The sequence below is a fragment of the Mesorhizobium sp. LSHC420B00 genome, from assembly GCF_000503055.1.
GTDB lineage: Bacteria > Pseudomonadota > Alphaproteobacteria > Rhizobiales > Rhizobiaceae > Mesorhizobium.
Genome location: NZ_AYVY01000051.1, coordinates 1 through 13,723 on the forward strand (window position 1 = coordinate 1; position 13,723 = coordinate 13,723).

The 13,723-nt window shown below is 59.9% G+C and carries 12 protein-coding genes and 4 pseudogenes; 8 read left to right on the plus strand and 8 right to left on the minus strand.

The window, feature by feature from the left end:
• Nucleotides 1–286 precede the first annotated feature (286 nt).
• Entirely contained in the window at nucleotides 287–1,084 is a 798-nt protein-coding gene (locus tag X760_RS75905) for a DDE-type integrase/transposase/recombinase (protein WP_084643156.1), read from the plus strand.
• A gap of 342 nt (nucleotides 1,085–1,426) precedes the next feature.
• Nucleotides 1,427–1,643, plus strand: a pseudogene (locus tag X760_RS78645) (thioredoxin domain-containing protein); the annotation flags it as partial.
• Nucleotides 1,644–1,697: 54 nt separating this feature from the next.
• Here X760_RS78645 and X760_RS76970 read toward each other — a convergent pair.
• A pseudogene (locus X760_RS76970) lies at nucleotides 1,698–1,853 on the minus strand (bifunctional folylpolyglutamate synthase/dihydrofolate synthase); the annotation flags it as partial.
• Between the two features lie 74 nt (nucleotides 1,854–1,927).
• Here X760_RS76970 and X760_RS76975 point away from each other — a divergent pair.
• A complete protein-coding gene (locus X760_RS76975; RefSeq protein WP_023722984.1) occupies nucleotides 1,928–2,119 on the plus strand; it encodes a hypothetical protein in 192 nt (63 codons plus the stop codon).
• 779 nt (nucleotides 2,120–2,898) lie between these two features.
• The gene (locus X760_RS72410) at nucleotides 2,899–3,576 is read left to right on the plus strand and encodes a serine protease (protein ID WP_023722986.1); all 678 of its coding nucleotides are present in this window, start codon (nucleotides 2,899–2,901) and stop codon (nucleotides 3,574–3,576) included.
• A 312-nt stretch (nucleotides 3,577–3,888) separates the two neighbouring features.
• Here X760_RS72410 and X760_RS78650 read toward each other — a convergent pair whose 3' ends face one another.
• The 3 genes from X760_RS78650 to X760_RS79285 all read right to left on the minus strand — a co-directional run bounded on the left by X760_RS78650 (nucleotide 3,889) and on the right by X760_RS79285 (nucleotide 6,171).
• Nucleotides 3,889–4,098 (minus strand): hypothetical protein, encoded by a 210-nt coding sequence (locus tag X760_RS78650; protein WP_245278790.1) that lies wholly within the window; start codon nucleotides 4,096–4,098, stop codon nucleotides 3,889–3,891.
• Nucleotides 3,999–4,952: a transposase gene (locus tag X760_RS72415; RefSeq protein WP_023722987.1), complete on the minus strand. Its 954-nt coding sequence runs from the start codon at nucleotides 4,950–4,952 to the stop codon at nucleotides 3,999–4,001. The genes X760_RS78650 and X760_RS72415 overlap by 100 nt, the downstream gene beginning before the upstream one ends.
• Nucleotides 4,953–5,733: 781 nt before the next feature.
• Nucleotides 5,734–6,171, minus strand: coding sequence for a hypothetical protein (locus X760_RS79285; protein WP_348633268.1), 438 nt, complete (start codon nucleotides 6,169–6,171; stop codon nucleotides 5,734–5,736).
• On the opposite strand from X760_RS79285, the gene X760_RS0140425 reads away from it, so the two are divergent.
• The 4 genes and pseudogenes from X760_RS0140425 to X760_RS72435 all read left to right on the plus strand — a co-directional run.
• Nucleotides 6,161–6,394 carry a hypothetical protein gene (locus X760_RS0140425; RefSeq protein ID WP_031195399.1) on the plus strand — a complete coding sequence of 78 codons (234 nt, stop codon included), beginning with the start codon at nucleotides 6,161–6,163 and terminating at the stop codon, nucleotides 6,392–6,394. The genes X760_RS79285 and X760_RS0140425 overlap by 11 nt on opposite strands.
• A gap of 1,185 nt (nucleotides 6,395–7,579) precedes the next feature.
• A pseudogene (locus tag X760_RS78655) lies at nucleotides 7,580–7,775 on the plus strand (ferredoxin); the annotation flags it as partial.
• A 30-nt stretch (nucleotides 7,776–7,805) separates the two neighbouring features.
• Nucleotides 7,806–8,591: a nitrogen fixation protein NifQ gene (locus tag X760_RS0140430; protein WP_023722993.1), complete on the plus strand. Its 786-nt coding sequence runs from the start codon at nucleotides 7,806–7,808 to the stop codon at nucleotides 8,589–8,591.
• A gap of 54 nt (nucleotides 8,592–8,645) precedes the next feature.
• Nucleotides 8,646–9,422, plus strand: a pseudogene (locus X760_RS72435) (ABC transporter permease); the annotation flags it as partial.
• A gap of 222 nt (nucleotides 9,423–9,644) precedes the next feature.
• Here X760_RS72435 and X760_RS72440 read toward each other — a convergent pair.
• The 4 genes from X760_RS72440 to X760_RS72455 all read right to left on the minus strand — a co-directional run bounded on the left by X760_RS72440 (nucleotide 9,645) and on the right by X760_RS72455 (nucleotide 13,418).
• Entirely contained in the window at nucleotides 9,645–10,871 is a 1,227-nt protein-coding gene (locus X760_RS72440; protein ID WP_031195403.1) for an MFS transporter, read from the minus strand.
• A 56-nt stretch (nucleotides 10,872–10,927) separates the two neighbouring features.
• On the minus strand, nucleotides 10,928–12,337 hold the full coding sequence (gene rpoN, locus X760_RS72445; RefSeq protein ID WP_031195405.1) for an RNA polymerase factor sigma-54: 1,410 nt from the start codon (nucleotides 12,335–12,337) through the stop codon (nucleotides 10,928–10,930).
• A 71-nt stretch (nucleotides 12,338–12,408) separates the two neighbouring features.
• Nucleotides 12,409–12,942, minus strand: a complete 534-nt coding sequence (locus tag X760_RS72450; RefSeq protein WP_023722998.1) for a peroxiredoxin — start codon at nucleotides 12,940–12,942, stop codon at nucleotides 12,409–12,411.
• Between the two features lie 11 nt (nucleotides 12,943–12,953).
• The gene (locus X760_RS72455) at nucleotides 12,954–13,418 is read right to left on the minus strand and encodes a hypothetical protein (protein ID WP_023722999.1); all 465 of its coding nucleotides are present in this window, start codon (nucleotides 13,416–13,418) and stop codon (nucleotides 12,954–12,956) included.
• Nucleotides 13,419–13,723: the final 305 nt, after the last annotated feature.

The window sequence follows — 13,723 nt, forward strand, 5'->3', positions numbered from 1 at the left end:
CGCCAAGGGCCGCTATTTCAACGACCACATCCGCAACAATTTCCGCTACCGTCTGGTTGCGAGCGATAGCGACCTAGTACTACAGTTGCGGATGTGATCGACACTTGTAGTGCGCGATGGCGGGGGATGTCACGGTAACGGCTTGTGAGAGACTGACGCGGTAGACGCACATGCATGAACACTTTGCCCATCAGCTACAAGCGCCATCGCTTCCCGCCTCAGATCATCGCCCGTGGCGTCTGGCTCTATTTTCGATTTCCGCTGAGCCTGGGCCTTAGTCGAGGAAATGCTGCTGGAGCGCGGCATAGTTGTTTCCTACGAAACAATCCGGCGTTGGGCAAAGAAGTTCGGCCCGGACTATGCACGTCGCCTTTATCGCAAGAAGCCCAGCCGGAATGACGCGTGGCATCTGGACGAGGTGGTCATCACCATCGCTGGCAGGAAACACTGGCTGTGCGCGCCGTCGATCAGGACGGTTATGTGCTTGACGAGATCGTCCAGGCTCGCCGCAACAGCCAAGGCTGCCAAGCGATTGCTGACCCGGCTTCTGAAGAAGCAGGGCATTGCGCCGAAGCGAATAATCACCGACAAGTTGCGCTCCTATGGTGCGGCGCGTCGCCAGGTCATGCCGAATGTCGAACATCGATCGCATAAGGGCCTGAATAACCGGGCAGAGAATTCGCATGTGCCGCTGCGAAAGCGGGAGCGAACGATGCAGGGTTCAGATCGCCGGGAAATCTGCAACGCTTCGTCTCAATCTTCTCCGCCATCCGAAATCTCTTCGTCCCACCCCGTTCCCAACGATCTGCATTCCAAATTCACCTGCATCGCCTTCAAGCGATCGTGGAATGGGAAGCTGTGTCTGGAACTGTGGTCTGAAATTCATCCGCGATGGCCAACGCATTCGCCGCGCCCGAACGTGACATTGCCCCGGCACCAGATGCGATCCTGTGGCCGGCTGCGCAACCCGGACCAGCTTCGCCGGCCACCCCAGCCGAAGCGCAAACACCTAGCATGCACTAACATCCAACATGGATCACCCGATTGGGGCCGGCCAGTTGTCGGGCTCCGGCGAGGTCACTAGCGCTCGCAAGTAACCAAATCCGACACCCTGCGTCGTCTTTGTCGGGTCCGCTACATACGCCTGCTTAGCCAATCTCTTGTTGCCTCGAGCTAAGCAGCTGAAAAGCAACCACAAATTTTCTTCTCCGGCCCAATCAGCCAAGTTGGCACGAGTCTTGACACTCTTGGTGCAAGGCGGCGAGAGCTGCCAACGGCATTCATGTCGCGGGCAGCCGCCAATAGAACAACCGGAAGGAAAACTACATGTCAGGTCTGCCTCCCAAATGGTGCATCCAGGCGGTTAACGAAAGGCCATCCCCTGCCCCAGCGCGCCGTCGATGACCGCATCGGCGTCCAGGCGCTGCTGATCGGTCCGTCGCTGGAGGAAATCTCGACCGAAATGGCTGGCAAGGTGAAGATCACCAAGGTCAATATCGACGACAATCCGGAGATCGCGTCGCAGTTCGGCGTCCGCTCGATCCCGACGTTGATGATCTTCAAGGGCGGCGAAGTCGCCGACACCAAGGTCGGCGCTGCCCAAGACCGCGCTGGCGCACTGGATCAGCGGCAACGTCGCCTGACCGTCCAATAGATTAAGAGCCCGGCCTTCGTACCGGGCTTTTTGTGGCTGAATATCAGCTCGGCGGCGTGCCGTTTTCGGCGAGCACCGCGCCGACGAGATAGAGCGCTCCGCCGATCAGGATGCGCGGCGGCGTTTCGCTTGGGTCCCAGGTGTCGCGCAGCAGCATCAGCGCGTTGGCGACCGAACTCATGGGTTCGGTCGACGGCAAATAGTACGAGGAAACCGATGCCCCCAACCACCCGTCGTCATGCCCTCCGCGCGCTCGCTGCCCTTTGGCGAAGCATGAGACTCTACAAATTTCTTATCAAAATGGCCGCAATGGTGGCCATCATCGTCGCTCACCGTATCGTCACCGGCAGTTGTATAGACCACAGCACGGCGTTCGCATGCTTCGCGGTGATGGGGGCCTTCAGTGTGATCGATGCATATTTCACGCCGACGGTCAGCCGGCGCCGCTCGGGAGAAGGCGAATGATGGACATTCCCCGCCTCGCCCTATCCGCCCGTCAGCCGTGGGCCACGACTTTGGCCCTCGGGTGGAAAACCATGACCAGTCGTCGCCGTTGCGGGTGAACACACGCGCCTCGCCGTTCTCTACGATGATCTGCGCGCGGTAGCCGTCGAATTTGACTTCGTGAATCCAGCCTTCGCCCTTAGGCGGCTGATCCACCAGGGTCGGTATTTGCGGGGGGCTGAACTCGAGCCGGGACGCGGCGACAGAACGTTTACTCATGCCGCGTGAATCTAATGATTGAATCGTATTTTAGGCGTCTCTGAAATGCAAAAAGCCGCCGCTCCGCAAAGGGTGGCAAGCGGCTAGATGGGGCGGAGCTATTAGTATCGTGCCTGGCGGCGAGTAACCTTGAGCGTCTCGAGATGCATCAGCACCGTATTGCAGAGCCTGCCTATAACAGGCCCCGTACCGTCGTCGCGCTTTCCGAAGAAGTCCTCTGCCCACGGCAACCAGAGCGTCCTATCGAGGACAAAGCATGTTGCCTGCGGCATTCCGAATCACATGCGAGATGAGGGTTGCCGACTAATGGGTTTGGCAGGCATGAGTGGCGCCAACGGCACACGGCCGGACATATAACGCTAAATAGTACGAGTAAACCGATGCCACTCTTCACCCGTCGTCATGCCCTCTGCGGCCTCGCTGCCCTTTTTGGTGGAAACCACGCCCATGCTCGATATTCTGTATCTAGCGAGCCACCCGACTCAACGCGGGAGCCCACGAGTTCTTTTCGTGAGAAAATCGTGCGCGGCGAGCTGACCACGTTCGAAGAGCATCCTTGGCAGGTCGAACTCAATATTCAAGCGGATGGCTATAGCGTCATTTGCGGTGGAGCGGTGATCGGAGCGCGATGGATCCTCACAGCGGCGCACTGTGTAGCGGGTGCAACAGCCAAGCACGTCCAGGCCATAGTAGTCGATGGCGTTTCGTTGGATGTAGTGGAGATTATTGTTCACGAAAAATATAAGCATGATGAAGAGAGGCAGAAGGAATACCCACCTCCACATGATCTGGCGCTCGTGCGGGTGCACAGTACGCGACCCGCAGCGGTCATTCGCCTTGCTACCCCCACGACGGAAATTCCTATTGGCAAGGAGCTTATCGTGACGGGCAAGGGAAAGACAGAAGATCGAGAATCATCAGACCAGCTCCGAGAGGGCAAGGTCCCGTACGTCGACAACGAAACGTGCAGCCGCAAATATGATGGGATCCTTCCTGGGATGATGTGCGCCGGAAAGGAAAACGGCGGGCCCGATTCTTGCCAAGGGGACAGTGGAGGTCCTCTGATCAAACGCGATAGCCAAGGCAAGGCCATCTTGGTTGGAATTACATCGTGGGGGAAAGGATGCGGAACGACATACGGTGTGTATACGCGCGTGTCGTATTATTACGAATGGATCATGAAAAATACCGTTGACTGAGGCGGCGAGTCGGGATGCGTGCAGGATGGAAAGTTCACGTTGCCGCGTCTATCCGAATGCGCAGAATCTCCCAACAACCGGAGTTCGGTGTAACAGGTATCCTCACCATGTCCCATGAATGCTGTGCAGGCTAGTACTACAGTTGCAGATGCCGATGCCGTTTGTAGTGACAGATGATGGCCGCAGCCTGATGTCGTCGTCGCCATAACGACCAGGCTAAGATGAAGGGCTTTTGTGTCGGTGGGAAGATGAGGATCCGGGCGAGGAGATAGCGGATCTCGGGGACGCTCGGGACGAGCGCAGCCATCCGGATCAGGCGGCGATTGGCTCCTTTGGACTCGTTTCGTTCGGTTTGCTCGATGCGCTGCGGCGAAGATCAGCCGATAGCTTCGAGAGGAATGCCAGGGCGGCCATGCACAGGCTCATATGGCGATGCCATCCGTGCCAGGACCGAGCCTCGCAATGATCAAGTCCGAGATCATCCTTGGCGCGCTCAAAACACTCCTCGATCGCCCAGCGCAGGCCGGCCACTGCCGCCAATTCGGCCAATGAGGAAGCGGGCGGGGCGAAGACCAGGTAGTAGGCTTTTTCTCCGGATGTCGATCGCTTGCGGCGGACGAGAAGCCAGTGCTCGAAGCCGCCTTTTGACGTTCAAGGGCGGCGGATGCGTGCCCAGTCGTAGAGCCGAGGCCCTTTGGCGCCTTCACCTGCCGCATGACAGGCCCAGTCGTGGGGCTCGAACTCGCTGGCCAGTTCCTCGGGCGAGGTTTCCTCAAACAGACGATCCCCTCCAGGGCGCCGGCATCGAGCGCCGCCTCGACCATGGCGCGCGCCATCTTTGGCTTGGTTGCAAAATCGACCGTCTCCGGGATCGACGCCCTGGCACATCGCGCCCGATCCTTTGTCCATCTCTCCAGCAGATAAAGGCGACGATCAACCAGCGCTTGGCCGTAGCGGCTCGCGTAAGCCAAGAACACGCCGATCTGGCTGTTCTCGATCCGCCCCGCCGTTCCCGAGTACTGACGCGCGACACCGGCGGAACGATCGCCCTTCTTCACAAATCCCGTCTCGTCGACGATCAGGACGCCATCCTCATCGCCAACGCCTCCACCACCCGCGAACCTCGTCTCGGAGCCGGTCAGCGTCCCAGTGGCTGCGCCCCAACAGCGACTGCATCCGATACGGCCGCTCCGCTCGGACTGCTCGGCCATCAGCCAGCCTGTCTTGCGCTCAATGCCGGAAAGAAGGCCGTCAAGAAAATCTGCGCCCGTCTCCCGCAACTCACGACGAGGAAGCACCCGCGCAACCCGCGCCTTCAGCGCCGTGAGCTCCTGCTCCCAAGCCAACAACGACCCTGACCACGAAGCGACAGACATGGTTCCCTCCACAACCTGTCGAGTGAATCAGAACATCAAATGATCCGCAACTGTAGTACTAGGATGACCTGACCTGTCGGTGGCTCAATTCCTCCTGTCGCTCCAATCGGCGGTTGTTAGACGCTTTGCCGCTGTTGCGCTTAGGGTCGTTTACGATCCGCGCTCACTCGAAAAAGCCCCCCCGCGTCCCTCCGCCTGGTGCAAGCGCTTGATTCGGTCCCGTCCTCCTGGCAGTGCGGCGGGACTTTTTTGCGGTCCAGGTGGAGCGTCCGCGCGCGGGGAAGGGGCGGTGCACGCAGCACCCGTTTCTGATCCAATGTACGTCGCTGGCGCTGAAGGGTCTCAAGGTCGGTCTGCCGCCGGAGCTCAACTGCTGCTGGACTATTGCTCGACCGGAAGCGGCTCGTGCTGCGGCTCAGCGTGGTGGAACACCTGTCCAAGATCGCGCGCGTCGAACGTTTGGCCGCAGACTGGGCAGTAGATAAAGNCTGCGGCTCAGCGTGGTGGAACACCTGTCCAAGATCGCGCGCGTCGAACGTTTGGCCGCAGACTGGGCAGTAGACAAAGTGCTTCGACTCGTCCTCTACCGGCCCGTCATGCGGCCTGCCCTCATAGCCCGTCGCGATGTTGTCGGTTCTAATCCGGGGCATCGACAAGTGCCTTTCGTCGTTTTGGCGGCCGATACTTCTCCACCAACCGGACCTTCTCACGGTCGACCGTGACCAGCGGCCCGAGGTCGATCGTCACGGTGCCCTCGTCGATGCGCGTGACCTCGCCCCTTTCAGGGCGATTTGCTGGCCTCGGTCACCTGGGTGTGGTCGATGATGGAATGTGGGAAGTCGTAACCCGGGATCGAGACGCTTACGCGGTCCTCTGTTACCCGCCTTAGAACCGTGGCCATGATGGCCACTGGTCGCCAATGCCTGTCCGCGAGCCATACCATGGATTCTGGTGCGGGCAGCGTCTTCTTCAAGAGGCTTCTAATATACGCCATCCTAATACGACCGGAGTTACAAAATTGAACTTCATCGGGGAACACTCCTTCTGTCTGCCTGTTGGATTTGCCAGCGCACCCCGCGCATTCAGACAGGAGAAAGAAGAAGAAACGTATCCTTTTGGCTCCGGCCGTGCTGGCGGTGTCGGCCGGGCTTTCCTTTGCCCAGACGACGAGCGGAACCTCGACGAGTGGAAGCTCGACCACGACAACAATGCCCAGCACAACGGATCAGGGCACCGGCACGACGAGCAGCGGGACCAACCTGTCCGGCGATCAGGGCACCGACACGACCACCACCGGCGGCACCACAAATCAGAACTCGGCCAGGGACTGCGCGCCCGGCCAGCAGACTGGCAGCGCTCAGCAGGCGGCGCCTGGTCAGCAGGACACGGCAGCCAACACCGCCGCGCCGGGCCAGGTGAAAAAGACCGGTGAAGGTTGCTGATTGGCACATCGGCTCAGGTTGGAATCACCAGCGTGTGGCTGGCTGGTCTCCCCGACCGCCGGCTAAATCAACTCGGCTGGCGAGCAAGTTGCCGCCAGCCGAGCATCAGTTCAGGAACCTTTGCGCTTGCTTGTGCTTTCAGTGGGGCACGCCTGGCTTCTTTTTGCTTTCGGTCAGATAGATATCCGTCTGCTCGCGCATCTTGCGTGAAGGGAGTTGCGGTCGCGCTCAGAGGACAGGCTAACAGGTGATTTCGATCGATGCGCTGTATTGCCGATAGCGCTCCAGCGATTCGAACCCCCACATCGGACAGCGTTTTCGGGGTTGATGGTTGCGGCCGGCTTTGCAGTGGTTCCGGAGGAACGGAGCTTCCGCCGCGTTGCCCGGCCGGCTCAACCCACTACTGACTTCTGCGAGCCAAAGCCGGCGATCTCAACTCGTAGAAGTGAGCGGACCGTCTCGCCAGCTCGCAAAATTCGTTGGTGTCAAACCTGTAAAACGGCGGAACTCACGAACGGCGTGCGGTTGATCAAAGTAGGCCTCATTGACCTGACGCTGCAACAGCGTGGCATCCAACCCTCCTCTGCCGGCGTCATAGCTGAGGTTGGCGCAGCCATCTGGAAAGTCGCCCTAGAGAATTGGCGCAAATACGAAATTGAACGAAGGTTCGCAAGTCACGTCTAGGAGGCGCTTGCCGCGTCCCAGAGGGAGTTACATCTTTTTGTTGAAGATGGAGTCGGCGATGTAGCCGGCAAATGAAGAAGGCAACTCTACAACTGACGTGTTTGACTCTGCCTTGGGCTTGTGTCCCCGGTCAGCAGCTATACATTCAGAACATTGCCCTCGGAAGCGAGCCAGCTATGCTAACGTCACGCGCTGGTGGGTGCTCGGTCGGGAGATGCCACCGGCTATGATCGGACGACCCTCCACCTTCGCACCCGGGAACAGGAATTTGGAAGCTTCATGCGAGATCTGGCGCAAAGCGGGATCGAGATCTTGAAGATCTACGAACGTCCGACATTCCAGGAATTGGATGATCATCACTACCTGATCGATATGTCAGGTCATGCAAGTGACGAAAAAATGCTTTCATTTCTAAATGGACGCCGCCATCTTCCTATACTGGGGTCTTATCCCCAGTGCTATTGAGCGAGCGGTAGCAAATCCGGAAGCGTCGGAGAGGCGCATCTTTACGGCGTCGGTCATGCGGGTGAAATCCTCAGCGTCTGCGACGGCGAGGATACGATTTCGACGGCGAGCTCGATCGCATGATCATGGTTCTCGACCATTGCCGGCCTTTGCATTGCCTGCGGAGCCTGGCGCCCGCTTCTGCCCGAAGAACTGCCCGACCCATGTTGCGGCCGACCGGGTCGCTGCATGACTTGATAGGACAAACCAGGAGAACGGCACCATGTTTGCCCAACACTATACCCGGCTCAGCACTGGCCAATGGCCGCAGATCGAGTTGGAGAGAAGGTTCGACCAGCATGTGCTTGCCTGTGTGCTTTCAAGTGCGCTCGAGGAGATCGAGGCCGGCGAGGCGACGGCGACGGCGGCAACCGGCCTTTCGCGCGCCGAGCTGCGCGATGTCCTGGCCCGCAGTTTCCCTGCTATTCCTATCAACGCGTTTGTCTTGGAAGAGGTGAGCGAGCCCGAGCCGGATCTGGAGGAAGAACTTCTGCGTGGACTGCTGCTGGCGCATGCCCGGCCGGGCGACAAGGCGAGCGCCCGCTTCGCCAAGATCATCGCCCGGCGTGCCATGCGCAATGACCATCTCTGGCAGGACCTCGGCCTTTTTAATCGGACCGAGCTCGGCCGCCTGCTCGCCTCGCATTTTCCGACGCTGGCGGCCGGCAACACCCAAAACATGAAATGGAAGAAGTACTTTTACCGCAAGCTCTGCGAGGCCGAAGGTTTTTCGCTGTGCAGCGCGCCCAGTTGCCGGGAATGCAATGATTTCGAAAGCTGCTTCGGCCCGGAGGAAGGCGAAAGCCGCCTCACACGGANCCCAGTTGCCGGGAATGCAATGATTTCGAAAGCTGCTTCGGCCCGGAGGAAGGCGAAAGCCGCCTCACACGGATCAAGAACGGCATGGGCTTGGATTAAGAGCCGCTTTCGTCGGTCGTACAAGCGCCAGGGCTCGCGCCGCACCATCTGTCTCTTGTCGAACGTCGAACTTTCGCCTTCGAGGATTTGAATGCTGTGCCTGCTGTCCGGTTGCGCCTATGCTCGCTTCGGCGGTCGCCTCATCATGGCGGAGCAGGACCGGACCCGCACCATCGCCGCCGAGCAACTGGTGTTCTCCGTGCCGTTGCTGCTCGCCTGCCTGGCCGGGCTCTATTCGGAGCGGGCCGGCGTCTTCGACACGGGGCTCGAGGGCAAGATGCTGGCCGGCACCTTTGCCGGCGCCTCGGCGGCCGCGGTTGCAGGCTCGGCTCGGCCTGGGCGCCGCCGTAGCGACCGCCGTGTTTTTCGCGCTGGTGCACGGTTTTCGCCTCGATCACTCATCGCGGCGACCAGATCGTCTTCGGCGTCGCCATCCGTTTCACCGCTGCCGCGCTCCACCATCATTCTCGGCCAGGCCTGGTTCCGGCAGGGCGCGCGCCGGCGCTCTCCGAAGACTCGCGCTTCGAGGCGATCATTCTGCCCAGCGCCGAAGCGGTGCGCGGCGTGCTGGTGCTCGGGCCGGTCTATTCCGAGCTGATCTCGGGCCATTGGCTGCTGGTCTATGTCGCGTCCCTGATGGTGCCATTCACCTGGTTGGTGCTGTTTCGCACCCGCTTCGGCCTAAGGCTTCGCGCCGTCGGTGAAAATCCGGCCGCCGTTGGTACCACCGGCATTTCGGTGACCTGCCTGCGCTACCGCGCGGCATCTTCACCGGCGTTCTGGCGGGCAAGGCCGGCGCGTACCTGTCACTCGCGCAGAATGCCGGCTTCGTGAAGGACATGACGCCGGCGAGGGTTTCATCGCGCTGGCACCGCTCATCCTCGCCAAATGGAAACCGGTTCCGGCAATGTTCGCCTGTCTGGCGAAGATAGCCATGGCCCGGAGGTGAAGCCGGCGAGGCGCTGGCGCTGGTCCATGCGAGATCGGAGGCCGACACGGAACAGGCTGCCGCGGCGGCGATCCAGTCGCCTATGCGCTCGGCGAAACGAAGCCTGCAACCGCCAAAGTAATCGTGCGGAGGATCGCGCCGCGCGGTGGACGCGATTGCATCTCTCGTCGCGCTGCGCTGCTGAGGCCTCTTCTGTCAGGCGGTATAGGTTTCGCGCTTCGGGCCGAGCACGAACACTGTCAGGGCGGCGAGGAACGTGGCAACCGCGCTGTAGACGACAGCGCCGGCAATCCCGGCATTGTCCACCAATAATCCGCCGAAAAAGGCGCCGGCTGCGATTGCCACTTGGAACGCTACGACCATCAGCACACCGGCGGTTTCGGCCTGCTCGGGAGCGGCGCCCCGCACCATCCACGTCTGCAATCCCACCGGCACCGCGCCGAAGGCAAAGCCCCATGCGGCAACCGCAATCGCCGCGGCCGAGGCCGATGCTCCCGCCGTCAGCAGCGAGACAGCGGCTATCGCTATGAGCAGCGGTGCAAGGGCCGCGACTGTCTTGAGACTGTACTCGGCCAGAAGCCCCCCGGCCAAATTGCCGAAGAATCCGCCGATGCCAAAGGCAAGCAACACAAGCGAGATCATCTCGACATCGAGCGCGGGAACCTTCTCGAGGAAGGCGCGGATATAGGTGAATCCGGCGAAGTGGCCGGAAGCGACCAGTAGGACGACAAAAATCGCGACCTTGATCATCGGGATCTTGGCCACATCCAGCAGGCTGCGGAAGCTGGCCACTCCAACCGGAGGCAGCCTCGGAATGGTTACGAGTTGCACCAGCAGTGTTGCGGCGCCGACGACAGCGGCGAGTATGAACGCGCTTCGCCATCCCCAGATATCGCCGACATAAGCGCCGATTGGAGCTGCACAAACTGTAGCGACGGAAACACCGGTGAGGATTATCGACATGGCGCGCGGCAGGAGGTGGCTTGGGACGAGCCGCATCGCCAGTGCTGCCGACAGCGACCAGAAGCCTCCGAGCGCTATGCCGAGCACGACGCGTGCCGTCAGGAGAACCGCCAGCGACCACGCGCCGGCCGCCAGAACGTCCGATAGGATCAGTAACAGCGTCATCGCCCAAATGACGATCCTGCGGTCCAAGCGCTTTGTGATGATGGCCATCGTCGGCGCCGAGATCGCCCCGACGATGGCGGTCGCCGTCATCGCCTGTCCAGCCGCACCCTCGGTGACACCGAGATCATGCGCGAGCGGCGTGAGTAGGCCGACAGGCAGAAACTCTGCCGTCACCAGCCCGAAGGTGCCCAAGGAAAGCGAAATGACCGCACCCCATGCGGGACCAGACGGCTGGTCGGGCTTTTCTGGGTCGTGCCGAACAGCGTCCATCACGCCTGCCGCGGATTGGGTCACGAACGAAGTCTCCACTTTGGATGTACCGCAACATGAGGTTGGCTGCCTTGACCCACTTAAAGACACAGGCGCTTTTCCCGGCGGCGTTGTACGGAGGAGGGGATGTTCATTGCCTCGCGATATTTTGTGACGGTGCGGCGCGCAACATCCATGCCGGTTTCCTTCAGCCGGACAGCGATGGCATCGTCGGAAAGCACGTCGCCGGGAGGTTCTGCGGCAATTATCGCTTTGATCTGATGGCGGACAGCTTCGGCGGAGTGGGCATCGCCGCCTTCGCAGGAAGCGATCGCGACGGTGAAAAAATACTTCAGTTCAAAGATTCCGCGCGGGGTAAGCATGTACTTGTTCGAGGTCACCCGGCTTACCGTCGACTCGTGCACGCCGATCTCGTCAGCGACGGTCCTGAGATTGAGAGGCCGCAGGTGAGCAACGCCATGTTCAAAAAAGGCCTCCTGCTGGCGCACGATTTCAGTCGCAACCTTAAGAATCGTGTTGGCGCGCTGATCGAGGCTGCGTATCAGCCAGTTCGCAGTCTCCAAGCATACGTTGAGAAATGCTTGATCTTTCGAATTTTGGACGGTGTGACGCGAGACTTCGGCATAGTAGGCTCGGTTGATCAGCACCTTGGGCAGTGTGGCCGGATCAAGTTCGATCTTCCATCCGCCTTCCGGCGAGGGCATGACCCAGACGTCGGGTATGATGGATTCCAACGGACCGGACTGGAACCGGTTTCCAGGCTTGGGATCGAGCGCAAGAATCTCATGGTACATGTCGAGAAGGTCGTCTTCATCGACACCGCAATGCTGCTTCAGTGCCTGGAAATCGCGTCGCCCAAGCATTTTAAGATTGGCAACCAAAGCTGCCATTGCCGGGTCGAACCGGTCTCGCTGGCGCAACTGGAGCTCGAGGCATTCTTCGAGAGTTCGCGCAAAAATTCCCGGTGGATCAAAGTGCTGCAAGGTTCCGAGAACCCGTTCAACATCAGCCTCCTGGACATTCAGGCTCTCGGCTAGCTCCAAAAGGTTGGCCCGAAGATAGCCAGTGTCTTCCAGATCGGCGGCAAGCTGGTGAGCGATCAGCCGCTCCTTTGATGTGAACGCAGTGAGGGCGATCTGACCAGCGACATGGTCGTGCAATGTTTCGGCGAGGGTGGCAAACTCGTCGAGGGAAGGGCCATTACCCGACGGGTTGTTGGTCTTGTTGCGGAGTGACCCGGCCCCGGTCGGTCCGTCAACGGCGTTTGCACGTGGGCCGATAGGCTGATCCGCTCCCGAAATCGAAACATCGCCAAAAGACCCGTCATCGTTTGACGCAGATTCCAAGAGCGGGTTCTTCTGGATTTCCTGCTCCACGAACTGATGCAGTTCAGTATGCGCCAGTTGCAGCAAGCGAATCGACTCAATGAGTTGAGGCGATGCGACCATGGATTGCTTCTGGCGCTGAAGTAGGCTTGCTGAGGATTGCATGGTGAGCGCGACATCCTGTCGAGGAGCTTCTTGGGGTGGGTAATGGCACCAGGGAGGAAAAGTTTTCTAGGTCATGCGGCGGCCTTCAGCGTTTCGAGAACGTTTTGCGGGGATGAGACGCCATAGGGGTCGGCCTCGCAGTTGTCGGAGAAACCTTCCTCCTCGAACCACTGCTCCACCACGCCATTGTTGATCAGAGCGGCGTAGCGCCAGGAGCGCATCCCGAAGCCGAGATTGTCCTTGGCGACCAGCATGCCCATTTTGCGTGTGAACTCGCCTGAGCCATCGGGAATGAGCTCGACCTTCTGCAGGCCCAAGGACTTCCCCCATGCATTCATGACGAAGGCATCGTTGACGGAGACGCAGTAAATCGCGTCAATTCCCTCCTTCTCAAACTCATCATAGAGGTCTTCGAAATTGGGCAGTTGGTAGGTCGAGCAGGTCGGAGTGAAGGCGCCAGGCAGCGAGAACAGGATGACGCGCTTGCCGGCAAAGTAGTCGTCAGATGTCTTTTCTTCCCAGCGATATGGATTTGGGCCCTGGACTGACTCATCGCGAACACGCGTGAGAAAGGTGACGAAGGGAACCTTCTTTTGAACGGTCATCAACTTGCTCCTCAAGAAAAAAACTGGCACGCTGGATTCTGGCAGAGGCTGGCGCAATACCGAGCAAAGGCTCGTATGCCGGGCATGAAATGAGGCCCTCGCGGCCGCAACTTCCTCTTGCCATCCGGATGTATGGGAACGTTTTGGCTGCTGGTCTTCGCCACCCGAACGCCATCGATCTGGGCGAGCTGGAGGCCGTCGAGCCGCTTGGGCAGTCTTTCCACGGCTATGGCGGCATCGATCACTCGCGCTCGTGCCCGGGGAAAAGTGATAGCGGCCGGAAGTAGCCAATATCGGAAGCGTGTGGAGGCCTCAGATGTGACTTCACGCAAGAGACCCGCGTCACTCAACTGGTTCGGCGTATCGTCGATATTTGCCAGTGACCCGCCGACCTTGGCTTCGGTACCTCTTTGATCGGGCTCTTGGGCACTCACATGCTGATCAAAACCGGTAAACGGCAATTGCGCGAGCGCCATGTGTTGGCGTGCCGGCATCGGACCAGTCGTGCGCAAAGCGCCTGCCGAGCACGGACCTCCGGAGGAGACGATGTACCGATGTTCAGCGGGAACGGGCACCGTCTCCTCAGGCCACGGTCTAGAGCTTCGGGTGTCGGGCATGGCGCTGTCGCTTTCATCGTGATTTGATGGGCTCTAACCAGGAGCAGCAAGCGGCGTGCCATTTCAAATAGACATGCTTTTGGACCGCCCCCTTTTTCTCGGAGGCGGTGTCTTCGCCAAGATCGGGCGCGCGCTATAACCGCCTAGTCACGACACCCAACAAC